Annotated in this window: 17 protein-coding genes; 4 read left to right on the top strand and 13 right to left on the bottom strand. The window is 57.2% G+C overall.

Features of this window, described 5'->3' with window-relative positions:
- Positions 1–8: 8 nt before the first annotated feature.
- Together rmuC and panB are read right to left on the bottom strand one after the other, a co-directional pair.
- Positions 9–1,559 carry a DNA recombination protein RmuC gene (gene rmuC / locus CHR62_RS01085; RefSeq protein WP_233574782.1) on the bottom strand — a complete coding sequence of 517 codons (1,551 nt, stop codon included), beginning with the start codon at positions 1,557–1,559 and terminating at the stop codon, positions 9–11.
- A gap of 57 nt (positions 1,560–1,616) precedes the next feature.
- Positions 1,617–2,447: a 3-methyl-2-oxobutanoate hydroxymethyltransferase gene (gene panB, locus CHR62_RS01080; RefSeq protein WP_093969850.1), complete on the bottom strand. Its 831-nt coding sequence runs from the start codon at positions 2,445–2,447 to the stop codon at positions 1,617–1,619.
- A gap of 83 nt (positions 2,448–2,530) precedes the next feature.
- On the opposite strand from panB, the gene CHR62_RS01075 reads away from it, so the two are divergent.
- The gene (locus CHR62_RS01075) at positions 2,531–3,376 is read left to right on the top strand and encodes an aldo/keto reductase (protein WP_123659730.1); all 846 of its coding nucleotides are present in this window, start codon (positions 2,531–2,533) and stop codon (positions 3,374–3,376) included.
- 47 nt (positions 3,377–3,423) lie between these two features.
- Here CHR62_RS01075 and CHR62_RS01070 read toward each other — a convergent pair whose 3' ends face one another.
- The 3 genes from CHR62_RS01070 to CHR62_RS01060 are packed head-to-tail and all read right to left on the bottom strand — an operon-like array spanning position 3,424 to position 6,757.
- Entirely contained in the window at positions 3,424–4,890 is a 1,467-nt protein-coding gene (locus CHR62_RS01070) for an MFS transporter (RefSeq protein ID WP_123659729.1), read from the bottom strand.
- Entirely contained in the window at positions 4,887–5,777 is an 891-nt protein-coding gene (locus CHR62_RS01065) for a TIGR00730 family Rossman fold protein (protein WP_093969853.1), read from the bottom strand. Before CHR62_RS01065 ends, CHR62_RS01070 begins: the two co-directional genes overlap by 4 nt.
- A 35-nt stretch (positions 5,778–5,812) precedes the next feature.
- Complete coding sequence (locus tag CHR62_RS01060; RefSeq protein ID WP_123659728.1) at positions 5,813–6,757, bottom strand: Gfo/Idh/MocA family oxidoreductase; 945 nt, start codon at positions 6,755–6,757, stop codon at positions 5,813–5,815.
- A 140-nt stretch (positions 6,758–6,897) separates the two neighbouring features.
- Here CHR62_RS01060 and CHR62_RS01055 point away from each other — a divergent pair, with 140 nt between their 5' ends.
- Positions 6,898–8,508 (top strand): methyl-accepting chemotaxis protein, encoded by a 1,611-nt coding sequence (locus CHR62_RS01055; RefSeq protein WP_123659727.1) that lies wholly within the window; start codon positions 6,898–6,900, stop codon positions 8,506–8,508.
- A gap of 225 nt (positions 8,509–8,733) precedes the next feature.
- Positions 8,734–8,943, top strand: a complete 210-nt coding sequence (locus CHR62_RS01050) for a cold-shock protein (RefSeq protein ID WP_093969856.1) — start codon at positions 8,734–8,736, stop codon at positions 8,941–8,943.
- 77 nt (positions 8,944–9,020) lie between these two features.
- Here CHR62_RS01050 and CHR62_RS01045 read toward each other — a convergent pair whose 3' ends face one another.
- From CHR62_RS01045 to CHR62_RS01010, 8 genes are read right to left on the bottom strand one after another with little or no spacing between them, the layout of a single operon-like run.
- Positions 9,021–9,512, bottom strand: coding sequence for a nuclear transport factor 2 family protein (locus tag CHR62_RS01045; protein WP_370318024.1), 492 nt, complete (start codon positions 9,510–9,512; stop codon positions 9,021–9,023).
- A complete protein-coding gene (locus CHR62_RS01040; protein ID WP_123659726.1) occupies positions 9,509–10,282 on the bottom strand; it encodes an SDR family oxidoreductase in 774 nt (257 codons plus the stop codon). Before CHR62_RS01040 ends, CHR62_RS01045 begins: the two co-directional genes overlap by 4 nt.
- 9 nt (positions 10,283–10,291) lie before the next feature.
- Positions 10,292–10,843, bottom strand: coding sequence for a DUF3833 domain-containing protein (locus CHR62_RS01035; RefSeq protein ID WP_093969858.1), 552 nt, complete (start codon positions 10,841–10,843; stop codon positions 10,292–10,294).
- A gap of 1 nt (position 10,844) precedes the next feature.
- On the bottom strand, positions 10,845–12,152 hold the full coding sequence (locus CHR62_RS01030; protein WP_123659725.1) for an MFS transporter: 1,308 nt from the start codon (positions 12,150–12,152) through the stop codon (positions 10,845–10,847).
- Positions 12,152–12,820, bottom strand: a complete 669-nt coding sequence (locus CHR62_RS01025; RefSeq protein WP_093969860.1) for a chalcone isomerase family protein — start codon at positions 12,818–12,820, stop codon at positions 12,152–12,154. Before CHR62_RS01025 ends, CHR62_RS01030 begins: the two co-directional genes overlap by 1 nt.
- Before the next feature lie 3 nt (positions 12,821–12,823).
- Entirely contained in the window at positions 12,824–14,068 is a 1,245-nt protein-coding gene (locus tag CHR62_RS01020) for a cyclopropane-fatty-acyl-phospholipid synthase family protein (RefSeq protein WP_123659724.1), read from the bottom strand.
- Positions 14,061–14,888 carry a DUF1365 domain-containing protein gene (locus CHR62_RS01015; RefSeq protein ID WP_123659723.1) on the bottom strand — a complete coding sequence of 276 codons (828 nt, stop codon included), beginning with the start codon at positions 14,886–14,888 and terminating at the stop codon, positions 14,061–14,063. The genes CHR62_RS01020 and CHR62_RS01015 overlap by 8 nt, the downstream gene beginning before the upstream one ends.
- Before the next feature lie 4 nt (positions 14,889–14,892).
- Positions 14,893–16,218: an NAD(P)/FAD-dependent oxidoreductase gene (locus CHR62_RS01010; protein WP_123659722.1), complete on the bottom strand. Its 1,326-nt coding sequence runs from the start codon at positions 16,216–16,218 to the stop codon at positions 14,893–14,895.
- Positions 16,219–16,381: 163 nt separating this feature from the next.
- On the opposite strand from CHR62_RS01010, the gene CHR62_RS01005 reads away from it, so the two are divergent.
- Entirely contained in the window at positions 16,382–17,356 is a 975-nt protein-coding gene (locus tag CHR62_RS01005) for a MerR family transcriptional regulator (RefSeq protein WP_123659721.1), read from the top strand.
- Positions 17,357–17,358: the final 2 nt, after the last annotated feature.

Below are 17,358 nucleotides of genomic sequence, written 5' to 3'. Positions count from 1 at the left end.
GCGCCCCATCAAGCATCGGCAGTTTTATCGGCCTCGGGTTGGGCTACCAACAGTTCAAGCTTTTCGATATCAATGTCAGTATGCAGGGGCTCGATAGCCGGCATGGTTTTATTGGCTTTGGCAGACAGCTCGTTAAAGCGAGAGACCTTGCCGTACAACCCCTGACGGCCCGCCAACGATGTAACGGCGCGGTTGTAGTGGTTATTTGCGGTACCCAGCGTGTCGCCCAGTTTTTTAAGGTTTTCGGCCACCACAACCACTTGGTTATAGATTTCGCCGGCTCGGGCGCTGAGCTCTTGCGCCTGTGCATTGCTGCGCGACACCATCCAGAGGTTCGCCACCGTCTTAAGTATGGGCATCAGCGTGGTATGCGAGACCATAACCACATTGCGCTGATAGCCATAGTTGAACAGGTCTTTATTGAATTTTAGGGCTTCGATGTAAGCCGACTCGATCGGCATGAACATCAGCACGAAACTGGGACTACGCATGCCGATAAGGTTGCTGTAGTCTTTACGTGACAAGTCATCGATGTGATTGCGTACGGCCTTGACATGGGCTTCCAGCGCGGCGTCGCGCTCGGCATCGGTAGCCGCCGACAGCGCCCGGTCGTAATCCACCAGCGACACTTTACTGTCGATCACCATATGCTTGTCATCGGGCAGCTTGATGACGAAGTCGGGGTGACGGTACTGGCCTTCAGTATCCTGGAAGCGCAATTGCGCATCGTAGTGGTCCCCTTTGACCAGCCCGGCCAGCTCAAGCGTACGCTCAAGCTGGATCTCGCCCCAATTACCCGTGGTTTTCTTATCACCCTTAAGCGCCAGCGCCAGGCTATTGGCCTCGCTACTCATGCGCAAACCGACTTCCAGCACTTGCTTGATTTCAGCCCCCAACGATGCTTGACCTCGCACCGACGCATCGTGCACCTGATTAATGCGCTGCTGGAATGCGGAAATTTGCTCGCGAAACGGTTTAAGCAAGCTGTCGAGCGACGACTGGCTGTTTTGCGCAAACGTCTTACCCTTCTCTTCCAGTATCTGGTTGGCCAGATTCTGGAATTCGTTCTTAAGCTGTTCACGCGACTGATCGAACGATTGGCGCAAGGTATCGAAACTGGCCTGCTTTTCGTCGTACTCGGCCTGAAGCCGGGTGAGCTGCCTGTCGATATCAGCAAACCGGCCTTGTAAAGATGTCAGCTCACGTTCTTTATCGACAACGTTGTCGCGGGCCTCATCGAGGCGTTCGCGCAAATTACGGGTTTCGGATTCGAGCCCGGCCACTTTACGATCGAGCTGCTGCTTGTCGTCGTCAAGCTCGGCCAGGCGCAAGGTTTGCTGCTGACGTTGCGTGTCGGCCTCGGCCAGCCGCGCGTCAAGCTGGCGGGCTCGCCCTTCGGACTCGGACAAACGAAAATCGGCCTGTTGGCGGTCAAGCTCGGCCTGCCTGCGCACCGCCGCCAACACCCCCCGGAAGTAGAGCGCCGACACGAGCACACCCAACAGCACGCCGGCCAGCACCCAACCCACAAGCGCGATTTCGTTTCCCTGGAAATTCACCGTTTACCTTCACTTTTCATTTGCATAACCTGATCGTCGCCCAAATGGAGCGACGCCTTAGCTGACATTCTTCTTGACGCCGAAGCAGTGGTCCAGCGTGGGGAAGGTGCCATCGCGTACGCTGTCGGCATACTGCGCCGCCGCGTCGCGAATCAGCGTAGCCGCATCACCAAACTGCTTTGCAAATTTGGGGATGCGATCGCCACTTAAACCCAGAATGTCTTCGGTCACCAAAATTTGGCCATCACATGCCGGCGACGCGCCTATGCCAATGGTTGGAATAGACAAGGCCTCGGTAATGCGACGCGCCAGCCCTTCGGCCACGCCCTCAAGCACGACCCCAAAGGCGCCGGCTTTTTCGTGTGCCAGGGCGTCCTGGAAAATACGTTCGGCTGCAACGTCGTTAAGCCCTTGCGCCTTGAAGCCCCCCATCGTATTGACGTGCTGCGGCATCAGGCCGACGTGCGCCAGCACAGGCACGCCCCGTTCGACCAGAAACTGGGTCGTGGGCGCCATCACGGCACCGCCTTCAAGCTTGACCCCCGCCACGCCGCTCAGCGACATCATGCGAGCTGCACTACGAAAAGCCTGCTCGGGGGATTCTTGATAGCTGCCAAAGGGCATGTCGACAATAATGCAGGCCCGACGGGTGGCGCGCACGACCGCCGCCGCATGCGCGGCCATTTGGTCGACAGTGATGGACAAGGTGTCGGGCAGCGCGTAACCCACCATCGCGGTAGAGTCGCCGATCAAGATCATGTCCTGGCTGTCGTCGAGCAAGCGCGCAATAGGCGCAATGTACGCCGTCAGGGACGCAATCTTCTTTTGGCCCTTGTAGGCCATTAACTGCGGAACGGTAAGCCGCTTAACCTCGGTATGTATACTCACAGAGTGCTCCTGGATGACTGCGCATTATTGGCCGTAGGTTCAAAAAAGGGGCATACCCTGTTTCAAGCTTTACGGAGATACGCATGTCCTCTATTGTAAATAGCGTCAAGTTCCACGACGGTAACACAGCGCCCCGCGTAGGTTTTGGTGTGTGGCAAATTGAAAACGACGTGGTCACGCCAGCAGTACAGGCAGCCATTGAATCGGGCTACCGCCTGATCGACACTGCGGCCATTTACGGTAACGAAGAAGGCGTCGGCCGTGCCATTAAAACCTGTGGGCTTGACCGCAAAGACCTGTTCATTACCACCAAACTCTGGAACGACCGCCATGGCTACGACGAAACCATGGCCGCGTTCAACGAAAGCATGGACAAGCTTGACCTGGACTACGTCGACCTGTACCTGATTCATTGGCCCGCGCCGAAAATTGGTCTGTATGTTAAGTCTTGGAAGGCCCTGATACAACTGCGTGACGAAGGTCGGATCAAATCAATCGGGGTGTCGAACTTTAACAAGAACCACCTCGAGACGCTGCTTGATGAAACCGGAGTGCTGCCGGTGGTGAATCAAATCGAACTGAACCCCCGCTTTCAGCAGCCCGAATTGCGTGAGTTTCATGCACAGCACAACATAGTGACCGAATCATGGAGCCCCTTGGGTCATGGTTTGCTATGGGACAACCCCGTATTGACCCAAATTGCCCAAAAGCACAAGCGCTCGTTAGCCCAGGTGGTGCTGCGCTGGCACTTGCAACTAGACTGCATGGTGATCCCGAAATCGGTCAACCCCGAACGCATGCGCGAAAACCTGGCGCTTTTCGACTTTAGCCTCGACGAACAAGACATGGTCGAAATTGCGGCGTTGCATGATGCAGAGGCCCGCCATGGGCCCGACCCAGAGCGATTCAGGCTACCCAAGGCCGGCTGACGACGGCCACGGCCAATACCCCGGGCGGCCGCCCGGGGCTTCTGGGTTCAGGCAGCCTGCTGCCGACGCGCCTGATCGCTTTGACGTTTGGCGGTCACCACCCGCGCCATGGCCCAAAACGCAAGCGCGGGCGCCAGCGCAAACAACAAGAACAAGGCTTGCGACGCCTGCACGGCGCCCACCACGCCCCCCGGGTCGGTCATGCCGGCCGCGTTAACGACCATGCCGCCCAACGTCGACCCCAGCGCCAACGCATACAACTGAACGGTAATCATGCCAGATGACGCAATGCTTTCTTGCCCCGACGGTGCGCTGCGGAAAACCTGAGCCAGCAAGTGCGGCCAGCACATGCCAATACCCAGACCTACGCCAAGCAAAGCCAGACTAAGCACCCACACCCAGCCGGTGTCAAAAGCATCGAGCCATGGCACCAGTACCAACAGCCCCAACAAAGACAACGCCGTCACCGCCGGGCCACTACGCATTAAAAAGCGGGCGACCGTCGAGCCCCGGCCCGAGCTGGAAATGGAGCCAATCGTCCAGCCCATGGACATGATCGCCGTCATATAGCCCGCCGCCAGGGGTTCGAGGTCATGAATGGTTTGTAAGAAATACGGCACAAAGATTTCGACGGTAATGGCGGCACTCATGAGCGCGACGCATGCGTAGATACTGCCCATGGGTTCGCGCAATGAATAGGAGCCCTCGGGCAACCAGCGCACTGTGCCTGGGCGTTGCTCTAGTCGGACCACGTAAATGGCAATAAGCACCCCCGCCAAAATGCCCAATGCATTCCAGGTGACTGCCGTCGACAAGCTACCGGCTGAAACAGCCAGCACCGACAACACAATGAGCGCGACCTTTCCCACAGGCACATTCACGCGCTGACGGGGCGCATCGGCATTACTAACCGTGTTTTCGTTGATTTCGCGGATGACCAACCACGCCAAACCGGCCGCCACCGGCAAGATGGCGCCAAAAGCCCACCGCCAATGACCCGACTGGGCAAACATGCCGCCAATAGCAGGGCCGCTGAGCGTCGCCACCCCCCACATGCTCGACGTCAAACCCATGGCGCGCGTCCAGAGTCGCTCTTCGAAAACCACACGAATGGACGAATAACACAACCCCAGGAGCAAACCGCCTCCCAGGCCCTGAATCGTGCGACCAAACAGCATAAGCGCCATAGAGGGCGCCAGCGCACAAAGCGTCGTGCCCACGGAAAACACCACAATGGCCACCAAAAACGCCTTCTTCAACCCCAAGGTATCGAAGGCCTTGGCCGACAGCGCCGATGCCATGATTGACGCTGCGACGAACAACGTCATGTTCCAGGCGTAATACTCGAGGCCGCCGATGTCACGCACCACAGAAGGCAATATGGTCGTGGCGATATAAACATTGACGGCGTGCAGTGCCACGCCACCGGCCACGGCCAGCGAACGCAAACCGTTGCGCCCCGAAAGCAATTCCCCCCACGAGGCTTGCTGCCCCGACCCTGCATGCTGACTCATATAACCCCTTTGGGTGGAAGGCGACAATCGTCGCAGTCTGGATAAAATCGTTCAAGAATGGCCACGACTTCGTCGGCCGTTTCGACCACACTGACCAGATCGCGATCTTGCGGTGAAATCATGCCTTCCTCGACCAGGAAGTCCAAGTCGACCAAGCGAGACCAGAATGACTTGCCGACCAACACGATAGGCATGCGCGCCATTTTCTCGGTTTGCACCAGCGTTAGCGCCTCGAAGAGTTCGTCGAGCGTGCCGAACCCACCCGGGAACGCCACCAATGCGCGCGCCCGCATCATGAAATGCATTTTGCGCAACGCAAAATAATTGAAGTGAAAACACACCGTCGGGCTGATATACGGATTGGGCTCTTGTTCATGGGGCAAAGTGATATTTAGACCCACGCTCAAGGCATCGGCTTCGAAAGCGCCGCGGTTACCGGCCTCCATGATGCCGGGGCCGCCGCCGGTTACCACCACAAACTGGCACGGGCTGTTGACCTGAAAACGTTTGGACACGATATGCGCAAACCGTCGTGCCTCTTCGTAATATCGAGAGTAATGCACCTGCTTCGCGGCTTTGGCCAGTGCCTGTTGGGCCTGGGGGTCTTCGGGATGACGCGCAGCGTTTTCGGTGGCTTGACTCAGCACATGCTGGGCCTGTTCAGCCGGCAAGATACGCGCGCTGCCAAAAACCACAATGGTCGATTCGATATGGTTTTTGCGTAGGTAATACTCGGGCTTGAGCAGCTCAAGCTGCAAGCGTACCGGCCGCAGGTCTTCGGCCTCCATGAAGTCGGCGTCTTTATAGGCCACGCGGTACGAGGGACTATCGATGAGATTTTGCTTTAACGCAGAAAGTTGTTCAGGAGTAAGTTTGTGACTGGGCATTATTGTTCTTCATTGAAGGGACCAAGGCGTTTGGGTCAGGCCAAGCTGCGTTCAAGGCGATCAAGGGTTTCGTAGGCCGACAGCACCCCGGCCACGCCCGATCGCGGTTCGCGCCCCGCCTGGATGGCCTCGAAAAACTCGCGATCTTGCAGCTCAATGCCGTTCATGGACACGTCGACACCCGATAAGTCGACCGGGCGGCCATGCCCATCGACCAGCTCATCGTAGCGCGCAATGTACGTGCCGTTGTCGCAGATGTACCGGAAAAAGGTACCCTGCGGACCATCATTATTGAACGAAAGCGTGAGTGAGCAGAGCGCCCCCGAGGACACCTGCAACTGGATCGACATATCCATGGCAATGCCCAAATCGGGGTGCGGCGGCCCCTGCATGGCATGTACGCGCGACGCAGTCTGGCCGGTTTGGTACTGAAACAGGTCAACGGTATGACAAGCATGGTGCCAGAGCAGATGGTCTGTCCAGCTACGTGGCTCACCGGCCGCATTGATATTGCTGCGGCGAAAAAAGAACGTTTGCACATCAAGATGCTGCAACGTGAGTTCGCCCGACAAAATACGGCGCCGGATCCATTGGTGCCCCGGGTTGTAACGCCGCGTGTGGCCCGCCATGGCCACCACCCCGACTTGTTGCTGCAATGCGACTATTTTGCGTGCATCGTGCAAGTTATCGGCCATAGGGATTTCGATTTGAACCGGCTTTTTTGCGTTTAAACACGCAATGGCCTGCGCGGCATGGACCTGAGTTGGGCTGCACAAAATAACCGCATCAACATCATTGCGCGCCAGGCTTTCGTTCAGGTCGAGCGTGACGTGCGGCACCCCAAAACGCGCGGCAACGGCCTGCGCCTGCGCCAAACTGCGCCCCCCAACCACCGAGCTGACGGCCACGCCATCGATGGCGGCGATGGCATCCAGGTGCTTTTGGCCAAAAGCGCCAAGTCCCGCAATACAAACCTTCATTTCAGACCTTTAGACATCGAAAAGCTTCAATAAAATGCGTGAAGCGTTTTGTAAGAATTGCCGTAGGCATTTGTTACGAAAGCACTTTTACGTTTACCGCGCAGGCTGCTCCCGCTGCGCCAGCCCCCCAGGTTTCCACCATGAACAATCTCAAAATCGGCACCCGCCTCATTGTAAGCTTTGCCGTCATGCTTCTCTTCATCGCCGTGCTGGCAGGCATCGGCATTTGGCGGGTCCAGGGCTCCGACGCCATGGCCTCTGACCTGACCGAAACCCGTTTGGCCAGCGAACGCATGATCACCGAATGGAGCAAGCTGACCGCACTCAATGCCACACGTACCCTCGCAAATGCCCGGCTGACCGACACCGCCACCATCCAGCACTTCGAGGACCAGATGAAGGTCACCAGCGCCGAGATCAGCAAGATCCAGACTGCGCTAAAAGAAAAACTCACCAACCCCGAAGCCCTACGGCTTTACGACGTTATCCAGCAGCGTCGTAATGAATACGTTGGCAAACGTAACGATGCGCTTGAACAACGCCGCCAGGGCAACCTGCAGGCCGCACAAAATTTTTACGACAACGAACTCGAAGGCCTGCTTGATCGCTACAACGGCAGCATTACAGACCTGCTCAAGTTCCAACAAAGCCTCATCGATAGTAACGCCCACACACTCCACGACAACAACACACTGGCACTGAACCTGCTTGTCGGGTTGACGGCTGTGTCTTTGCTTATCGGGCTGCTGCTGGCCATCTCCATCACGCGCTCTATTACCCGCCCACTCACCAATGCCGTCAACTTTGCCGAAAAGGTATCCAACCGCGATCTGACCAGCCGTATTAACGTCAAGGGCAGCGACGAACTGGCCGCCCTCATGACCGCCCTGCAGCGTATGAACGCCAACCTGCTTAACGTCGTACGCGAAGTCAAAGACGGCGCCGACTCGATTGCCACCGCCGCAGGGCAAATCGCCGCGGGCAATATGGACTTGTCTTCACGTACCGAGCAACAGGCCAGCTCGCTGGCCGAAACTGCAGCCACCATGGAAGAGCTCACGACCACCGTCAAACAAAATGCCGACAACGCCCGTCAGGCCAACGGACTGGCCGAGTCGGCCGCCAGCGTGGCCACCAAAAGCGGTCAAGTCGTCGCTCAGGTGGTGGACACCATGGGCGCCATCAATGAGTCGTCCAAGCAAGTGGTCGACATCATCAGCGTCATCGACTCTATCGCCTTCCAGACCAATATTCTGGCCTTGAACGCGGCGGTCGAAGCGGCACGCGCCGGCGAACAGGGCAAGGGCTTTGCGGTCGTGGCCTCTGAAGTACGTTCACTGGCCCAGCGCAGCGCCCAGGCCGCCAAAGAAATCAAAGACCTCATCGACAAGTCGGTCAGCATCACACAAACCGGCAACCGCTTGGTCGCCGAAGCCGGTACCACCATGCAGGAAACCGTTGCCAGCATTAAACGCGTCACCGACATCATGGGCGAAATCACCGCCGCCAGCCAAGAGCAAAGCATCGGCATTGACCAGGTAAACCAGGCCGTTTCGCAAATGGATCAGGTCACGCAGCAAAACGCCGCCCTCGTTCAAGAGGCCTCGGCCGCCTCCGACAGCCTGCAAGACCAGGCCGGCACCCTGGCCAAGCTGGTCTCGACCTTCCGGGTCGACAGCAATAACCGAGAAATCGACGTCACCCCACGCAACGTCCAAGCCATCGGCGAGTCGCGTCAGTTGCTGGCATAGCCGCGCACTGGTTTTAAGCAACAAAAACGACGGGCCGACACAACAGTGTCGGCCCGAATACATTCAGTAGTAGACAACGCGCAAAAATACGACTACATTCATTCAAAGATTTTTCAAGTTCGTTGTATTTAAGTTCAAACAGTACGTCTTTTTGCTCGAGTCGCCGTTCCTTGAATAAGTCTTGCCCAGGGCATATTGGCCCATATTTTTTTAAGGAATTGTCACATGACTACGCAAACCGGTATTGTTAAATGGTTCAACAACGAAAAAGGCTTCGGCTTCATCACTCCCGATGCTGGCGGTAAAGACCTGTTCGCACACCACACCGACATCGTTGGTACAGGCTACAAATCGCTGAACGAAAACCAGCGCGTTTCGTTCGAAACAGCCGACAGCCCCAAAGGCCCCCAAGCTAAAAACATCCAGGCCGCCTAAGCACACGTTTACCGTGTCTTAAGCTAAAAACGCCCCGAAAGGGGCGTTTTTTATTGGGTTTTAGGCAACAACACCAGCTATCGGACTACCGGCACAGCAAGCTTGCGCTTTAAATACCGCATCAACCCGCCCAGTACGGGCAGCTTTTCGTAAAGCTCTTCGGCTGCGTCCCAGTAGTCGCGATGCAACACAATTCGGCCGTCGCTACCCCACTGCACATGACTGCCCCCTTTTATTTCCCACGCCCGGGCGGTACGACCGCCGGTCGAATAAAAGTGAAATGACCAAACCAAAAACCCCTTGTCGCCCTGAACAATAGTGTCGTGCACCACAAAACGCGGCTGCTGCACGGTATCGAACATATGGCGGAAAATAGATTGAATGGCATCCACGCCCACGACATCATTAAACGGGTCTTTGAAGCGGGCCTGCTCAGCGTAAAAACGTCCTAAGCGCTCTAGGTTGCCCAGGGACAACTGCTCGTAGTAGGCCGCCAATTCGGCCATGCGCCGAGCTGGCCCCACCAAATGCGTTTGCCCGTCAGTGCCGGGCGACGAGGTCTGCGTCATAGTCCAGTTCCTTTATGAACCAGCTTGAAGTAAAGGCTATAGGGTAGCCAACGCAAGGCTTTAAGAATCAAAGAAAAGCGTTTGGGAAAGTCGATCTCGAAACTGCCACGCAACCAACCCTTTTCAATGGCATCAGCTGCCTGCTCAGGAGTTTGCAAAAACGGCATGGGGAATTCGTTTTGACGGGTCAAAGGGGTTTCGACAAACCCGGGATGAACCACCGACACCCCAATACCCTGCGGCCGCAAATCCAGAAAAAGCGTTTCGGCCAAGTGTGTCAGCGCGGCCTTGGTGGGCCCATAGGCCAGACCTTGCGGCAGCCCGCCAAAACCAGCCACGCTAGACACCAGGCTGATATGCCCGCAGCCTTGCTGCAAGAATAACGGTATGACCGGCGCCAGCACATTCAGGGCCCCAATGTAGTTGACCTGCTGATGCTGCACCATTTGACTGAGGTCGAATTGCTGGGCGCGCATCGCCTGGTAAACGCCAGCGCAGTACAAGACGCGGTCTAGACGCCCGTATCGATGCACAATGGCGTTACACGCAGAACGCACTGCCGCAACATCGGTAACATCGAGCGCGAGCGCCAGACACCCGTTGAATCGGGCCTCGAAGGCGTGGAGCGCCGAAGCATTACGAGCCGACACCACTACCTTGACGCCCTTTGAGGCCAACCTTTCTGCAACGGCACGGCCGATGCCCGTTGAGGCACCGACGACCCAGACGACCTGATCAGCCGAATAATCGAAGCGGGGATTCAGTGCCATACGTTACCTTTAACGTTTATGAAACGACAGCGTGACATCGCCCAGACGGATGCCGAACTTGCTCATGACCGCCTTATTCAACATGACCTTGTCATCCATCAGGTACATCCAGTCGTTGAACGAAACGTCGTAGGTGCGCTCGCCGACTGGCAACCGCAAAACATAACGCCACTGAAACGCATTACCCGCTACCTCGCCGGACGCTTCGCCAACCACATCTTCGGCGGTGCCCGTATAACGCCCGTCGCCCTGATAAGTCAGGTACCAGACGCGGCGCTGCTTCTCGCCGTCGCTATAAATAAAGTCCTCTTCCAGCACCCCTTTATTGCCTTCCCAACTGGCCTTGATTTTGACAGTAAAGCGTTTGACCACCTTGCCGCTGCGGTCGGTAAACAAGCCGTAGGCATCAATGTCACCCACAAAATATTCGCGCAAATCAAGCACGGGCCGCTCGGCTGCATAATCGGCAGGCTTGGGCGATGCGCAGGCGATCAGCCCCATACAAGCGACCGATAGCGTGGCCCAACGCACGCCCCGTTTCCAGGCAGTAAATACAGGCATATCAATGCTCCTTATCCCAACGGCGACGCCATAGCCATAACGTATAAAGCGCCACCAGTTTCAAACAACAAGGCAGGACTGCGTACGCCAGACTTAGCGAACGCAACCCCTGTTCGTCGGTTTGGCCAGGCGTATACCCCAGCCACTGCAACATCGGCAACACCAGCCCTGCCGCCAGGGCCAGATTCAATTTCGACGCACTGTTCCACCAGCCAAAGTACGCACCTTCGGCGTCGGCGCTCATTGCCTCGGTACGAATAACGCGAGCCAGCAACGGCGTCGGCAATGCAAGGTCGGCGCCCAGCGCAAAGCCGCTGGCCGCACAAATCAATAAAAACAATGTCGTGTCCCCGGCGCCCAGAAACGCCGCCCCGAAAAAGCTGACAACGGCCAAGGTCATGCCCGCCGCCCAGCTTGCCCCCAGGCCAACACGGGAAACCACTTTGACCCAAACCGGCAGCGACGCCGCCGCACAGGCAAAGTAAATGGCCAGAAACGCCCCTTCCCAACCTGCCGCCTGCAAACGGTCGTTGACAAAGAACAGCAACAAAGTCGCAGGAATAGCACTGGCAATGCCATTGACCAGAAACACGCCTATCAGCCCACGAAACGCAGGGCCACGCCAGGGCAACGCAAAATAATGCAAGGACAGCTTATGAGTGACAGCGCCTTGAGCAGCCCCGGCGCGACTGATGTCGAGCGCTACAGGAGCAGGCGCGCGTCCCAACGCCAACCAGCCCAGCCACAGCGCTACCCCCAAGACCACAGCAGTCGCCGACATACCAACCACGGTAGGCAAGACGCTGGCGAGCATCACACCGACCAGGGTGGCGGCTTCGCGCCACGACACCCAACGGCTTTGTACCTCGTCGCCGCCCTTAAGGCGCGCAGCCCACGCCTGATGGGTAATGGTGAGCGCACTGTAGGCCAGGTAAGTCAACATCAGCATGAGCGCACACCATGCCAGCAACGCCGTGTGTGGTTCATGCAAGGCCAGTGGTGGGAAAAACAACCCTGTAAAGCCCGCCAGCAATACCAAGCACCCCACACCTAGGGAAAGCTGCAACGCGCGCCTGGAGACTGAAAAGAGGCGATCGGCCACATAGCCCATCACCGGGTCGGTGACAGCGTCGAAGATACGGACAAACAACAGCACCGCCCCCAATGCCGCCAATGAGGTCCCGAACTGTTCGGCATAATAGGCCGGCATGTACACGTAAAGCGGCAACGCGACGAACGCCAAAGGCAACCCCAGGGCGCCATAGTAAAAGCCCGCCGCGGGCGCGGGGTGCACCTCGCGGGCCGTCATTACAGTTGCCCCAGCAAGGCAGCGCGCATCGTCGGCTCAGAGGTCTTCTCGGACAACCAGATCCCGAAGAAAAGACGCCCAAACCTGGCATCTTGTACTGACGCCGTTTCTTTCCCATTGAAGAAAAACTGCACCGTACCGTCAGGTCGCCACACGCCCGTCAACCGGTCGCCTGCGGCAACGTCGGGAAAGGCGCGCGTCATCAACGCCAGCCAATCGGCTTGCTCGCTCGAGCTGATGGTATCCAGATTGCTCATTTCTTCGATTGAGCGCTGGGCAATCGCCTCACCCTTCAGGCTGCGCGCGTAATCAAGCTCGAGTGCAAACGGCGCGTTGTATAGCGCCTGTGGCGTTGCGCCCGGCGACAACCAAAGGCGAATGTCATACACCGAGAAAGCAAACCAACGAAACCGCTTTTGCCCCTGCAGCCGCGGCTGACCTAGTGCGGCAACGACTTCGGGCGGTGCTTTGACTGCAGCCGCTGCGTCGGGAGCAGACGACTCCGACGCTGTGGGCTGCACAGGTGTTTCTTGCAGACGGCTTGACGATACCGAGGAAGCCAGCCCCCCGTTGGGCTGAGCTTGGGCGACCATTGAACCGCCGATCGTCAAGACCAGCCCCAAAGACCAGCCCGACACAACACGACGAAAGACCGTAACCTGTGCCATGATTTATTGCTCCGGCTTATACAGCGTAAACTGAATGACGTCGGTATTACCCGTATCGAACGCCGCTTCGCAATAAGACAGATAGAAGTCCCAGGTGCGCATAAAACGGGTATCAAAACCCAATGCCCGGATAGCTTGCTCGTTGGCCTGAAACGGCGTGCGCCAACGGCGCAAGGTTTCAGCGTAGTCGGGCCCGAAGGCCAGCGAACGCTCTACTTTCAAGCCGGCGGCCTGCGCCTGCTGAATGAATACCTCGCGACTGGGCAACATGCCCCCGGGAAAGATGTACTGCTGAATAAAATCGGTAGATCGGCTGTAGCGCTCGAAGAGGTCGTCGCGAATCGTGATGCTTTGAATACAGGCGCGACCGCCAGGCTTGAGGTTGCGGGCCAGTACGTTGAAATACTCGGGCCAGTAGGCCTGCCCCACGGCCTCAAACATCTCGATCGACACAATCGCGTCATAGGGGCCGTCTTTTATGTCGCGATAATCTTGAAGGCGCAAATCGGTCAATTGCGCCAACCCGGCATCGCGTAAGCGCTGCTGTCCAAATACCAGTTGTTCGGTCGACAACGTCACCCCGGTAAGGCTGGCGCGACGCTCGGCGGCCACGGTTTCAGCAACAGCCCCCCAGCCACAGCCAATTTCCAGTACGCGCTGACCGGGCTGCACACGCACCTCGTCCAGGGCACGACGAATCTTGGCGCGCTGAGCATCGGCCAACGACTGCTGAGTGTTGCCGTTGAACCAGGCCGACGAATAGTTCATCGTGTCATCAAGCCAATGGCAGTAAAAAGCGTTGCCCAGGTCGTAATGCGCATGAATATTGCGACGGCTACCGCTACGACTATTGCGGTTGAACAGATGGCGAAACCGGTACAGCAAGCTACCCCACCACGATCCGTACAGGACGCGTTCCATGTGGTCGCGATTCAAGATGAACAAACGGATAAGGCCGGGAAGGTCATGAGTGCTCCAGTCGCCATTGATGAACGTTTCGGCAAAGCCGATATCACCCGACTTGAGCGCAGCAGGAAACACCGCCCAATTGTTCAGCCTGACGGCTGCATGGGGCTGCTGACCGCTACCAAAGCGTCGCAAAGTGCCATCGGGCAGGGTCAGTTCCAGGGTGCCGTGGGCCAAGTTGTCGAGCATGCGCAAAATAGTGCGAGCAGCCGCAGGCGGGCGTGTTTTATGCACAGGGGCTTGCGACAAACCAGGCGTACGGGGGTTCAGGGTGTCAGTCATGAGGGGCACTCTTCAGAGGTTTGGTCGAGAACGGCACACGTTTCCAAAATAGCTTGACCGCCTGCCAATGAATTCTGGCAATGATGGCCAAAGTCAGCAACGGCATGGACATGACCGTGCGCCACAAGCTGTTTGGCGTCAGCGGCGTCAATGCGCCGCTGACGCTCGTTTGCAATAAAGGGCCGACGTCATCGTCATAATCTATACGCACCACAGTACGGGGCGCTTGTGACGGGCCACCAGCAGTTTGCATAAAGCGAAAGCGGTAGCCGCCATTGACCTGACAAAACGGCGACACATGAAAAGTTTTTTCAGCGCGGAGCTCTTGCCCCCAGCGCAAGTCGGGGCCAGCCAGCAAATAGCAATGCCGCTGCCCAAACGTATTGTTGACCTCGGCAACGATGGCCTTGAGGGTGCCATCGGCGTCGTGGGCGTACCAGAAACTGACCGGGTTAAACACATAACCCAGCACCCTGGGGTAAGTATGTAACCAGACTTCGCCATCGGCCTTCACACCTGCCTGCAGAAGCACATTTTCCAGCCAAGCCAAGGCATCGGGGCCGCCATCGCCATGGTCTGCATCGTAAAAGCTGACCCAGCCCCGCTGATTGCGCTTTAACCCTGCCACCGGGGTATGACGCCAACTGCGCATAGGCAACATCAAGAACCATGTTTTATAGGCAAAGGCATTGCGGGCCGGCCGCAAACGGGTATGGCGCACCACGCCTTTACCAATTTTTGCGACTGCCCGTGCGGTGCTTGTCGCCAGCGAAGTCGATTCGGGAAGCTTCGATTGAGGGGGAAGACTTGCAGTGCGCATGATACTAAGCCGCTTGCGGCAAGTTGGCGGTAGCGCGCCAGCGCGCTTGCAACGCCTGCGCCACGGCCAACCCGGATTTCAATCCGTCTTCGTGAAAGCCATAACCGGTCCAGGCGCCGCAGAACCACGTGTGATTTTCGCCCTGGATACTGGGCAATTTTTCTTGCGCGTCTCGGGCGGCCAGATCGAAGGCCGGGTGCGCATAGTTAATATGCGCAATAACCTTGCCCGGGTCTGGCTGGCGAATGGGATTGAGCGACACAATAACGTCTTGGGCAAATGGCAAGGGCTGCAGCCGGTTGAGCAAGTAGTGCAAGCACACACCATCTTGGCCCTGATCATCTTGCGCATCACGATGTTCATAATTCCAGGCTGCCCACGCCAAACGTCGCTTGGGCAGCAAGGCCGTATCAGTATGAAGCACCGCATGGTTATCTTGATACGGAATCGCAGACAAAATCGCTTGTTCTGCAGGACGCGCATCTTGACCCAAAATACGCAGGGTCTGGTCAGAATGGCAGGCAAAAACAACGTCGTCGAAGTGCTCGGCGTGTGAAGGGCTGAATACCGTAACCCCTGCGCCCGGGCCATTGCGACGCACGGCCGTCACCGGCGTGTTCAGGCGAAAGTCTGGAATCGCCTTCAGCATGCGCTGCACATACTGACGCGCGCCGCCGCTAACGGTGTACCACTGCGGACGATCGTTAACCTGCAGCAAGCCGTGATTGTGGCAAAAGCGAATCAGGGTAGACACCGGAAATTGCAGCATTTGCCCCGCCGGGCACGACCAGATGCTGCTGATCATGGGCAACAAATACCAACGACGGAACGATTCGGTGTAACCCCTGCTGTCCAGAAAGTGCCCGATGCTCTGGGTGAGTTCAACCTCGGTGCCCGTTTCGGCAAGCCGCGTAGCTTCTTTATTAAAGCGCAGAATTTCGCGCAGCATGAACCAAAACGACGGCTTGAAAATATTGCTTCGTTGAGCGAACACCCCATTAAGGTCGGTTCCGCACCACTCCAGCCTACCTTGCTCTGCCTGCACCGAGAACGACATATCGGAAGGCGCTGTTGGTACATCGAGCGTTTTGAAAAGCTCGACAAGCTGCGGATACGTCCGATGATTAAAGACCAGGAACCCGGTGTCGACCCCGTGGGTGACCGGGTTGCCGTTTGCATCGTTAAGCGTGACATCGACAGTATGAGTATGCCCACCCGCATAATCGGCGGCTTCAAACAGGGTGACGCGAGCCCCCTCGTTAGCCTGGGCAAGCGACCAGGCGGCACTGAGGCCGGATATGCCTGAACCAATGACGGCAACATGCTTCATACAAGACTCCTGTCCCTGGACAAAACAATGAATGTCCTAGTCAAAATTAAATACTTTCACTATATTAACGATTAAATTCGCATTTAACAACATTTTGTCCAAGACAACATTAATTGATATCATATATGTCCAAGACAAACCCGCGCAACGACCCGAGTCCACCATGAGCAATCCCGAAAACGCCAATCAGTTGATGCTTAACATCACCGCCGTCGAGCGAGACACCCGTATTGGGAAAGACGCGCTACGGGTCTGGGAAAAGCGTTATGGCTTCCCCACCCCTAAACGCGATATCAATGGCGAACGGCTGTATCCACCCGATCAGGTTGAAAAATTGCGCGTCATCAAACGCCTGCTCGACGCCGGCCATCGCCCCGGGCGTATCGTTTCGTTAACGCTTGAAGATTTGCACCGCCTGGGCGAAGAACTACGGGAAAGCGAGGTTGCAAAGCCGGCCGCGGCCAACGTCGCCCCCGAGCAGCAAAACGAAATACAGGACATCATCACCCTGCTAAAGTCGCATAACCCGGCACAAATCCGGCGTCGGTTCTCGCAAATCATTATGCGGACCGGGCTATCGCAATTTGTGCTCAAGGTAGCGATCCCCCTTATGCATGAAATCGGGGAAGCCTGGGCTAGCGGCGAATTGCATATTTTTGAAGAGCACCTCTGCAGCGAAATGCTTGAAACAAGCTTGCGTACGGCGATGGCCTCTGCCCCCGAGGCCAACCAGCACAGCCGGCCTCGTGTTTTGCTGTCCACCTTTCCCGGCGAGAGCCACAGCCTGGGTTTACTGATGGCCGAAGCCATTTTCCAGGTCGAGGGGTGCGCCTGCATGAGCCTGGGCGCGCAAACCCCACTGCACGACCTGGTCAACGCAGCACGCGCGCACCGGGCAGACATCATCGCCGTCAGCTTTTCAGCCGCCAGCAATCCCGGACATGCCACCGACGGGCTGACCGAACTACGCGCCATGCTGCCCCCCAACATCGAGCTGTGGGCCGGCAGCCCGCACCCCATCTTGCACCGACGCGGGGTGCCAGGCGTACAGTTGCTGTCCGATCTGGAGCACATACCCGTGCAAATACATCGTTGGCGGGCCCAAGACCCAGGCCGGCCCGATATACTGTCAAACTGATT

The sequence above is a fragment of the Pusillimonas sp. NJUB218 genome (assembly GCF_003788685.1).
Taxonomy (GTDB): Bacteria; Pseudomonadota; Gammaproteobacteria; order Burkholderiales; family Burkholderiaceae_B; genus Neopusillimonas.
This window is presented reverse-complemented; position numbering and strand designations above follow the sequence as displayed.

Coding starts and splice junctions, on each gene's coding strand:
- CHR62_RS01075 (WP_123659730.1), top strand. CDS start 2,531: ATGTCCTCTATTGTAAATAGCGTCAAGTTCCACGACGGTAACACAGCG.
- CHR62_RS01070 (WP_123659729.1), bottom strand. CDS start 4,890: ATGAGTCAGCATGCAGGGTCGGGGCAGCAAGCCTCGTGGGGGGAATTG.
- CHR62_RS01065 (WP_093969853.1), bottom strand. CDS start 5,777: ATGCCCAGTCACAAACTTACTCCTGAACAACTTTCTGCGTTAAAGCAA.
- CHR62_RS01060 (WP_123659728.1), bottom strand. CDS start 6,757: ATGAAGGTTTGTATTGCGGGACTTGGCGCTTTTGGCCAAAAGCACCTG.
- CHR62_RS01055 (WP_123659727.1), top strand. CDS start 6,898: ATGAACAATCTCAAAATCGGCACCCGCCTCATTGTAAGCTTTGCCGTC.
- CHR62_RS01050 (WP_093969856.1), top strand. CDS start 8,734: ATGACTACGCAAACCGGTATTGTTAAATGGTTCAACAACGAAAAAGGC.
- CHR62_RS01045 (WP_370318024.1), bottom strand. CDS start 9,512: ATGACGCAGACCTCGTCGCCCGGCACTGACGGGCAAACGCATTTGGTG.
- CHR62_RS01040 (WP_123659726.1), bottom strand. CDS start 10,282: ATGGCACTGAATCCCCGCTTCGATTATTCGGCTGATCAGGTCGTCTGG.
- CHR62_RS01035 (WP_093969858.1), bottom strand. CDS start 10,843: ATGCCTGTATTTACTGCCTGGAAACGGGGCGTGCGTTGGGCCACGCTA.
- CHR62_RS01030 (WP_123659725.1), bottom strand. CDS start 12,152: ATGACGGCCCGCGAGGTGCACCCCGCGCCCGCGGCGGGCTTTTACTAT.
- CHR62_RS01025 (WP_093969860.1), bottom strand. CDS start 12,820: ATGGCACAGGTTACGGTCTTTCGTCGTGTTGTGTCGGGCTGGTCTTTG.
- CHR62_RS01020 (WP_123659724.1), bottom strand. CDS start 14,068: ATGACTGACACCCTGAACCCCCGTACGCCTGGTTTGTCGCAAGCCCCT.
- CHR62_RS01015 (WP_123659723.1), bottom strand. CDS start 14,888: ATGCGCACTGCAAGTCTTCCCCCTCAATCGAAGCTTCCCGAATCGACT.
- CHR62_RS01010 (WP_123659722.1), bottom strand. CDS start 16,218: ATGAAGCATGTTGCCGTCATTGGTTCAGGCATATCCGGCCTCAGTGCC.
- CHR62_RS01005 (WP_123659721.1), top strand. CDS start 16,382: ATGAGCAATCCCGAAAACGCCAATCAGTTGATGCTTAACATCACCGCC.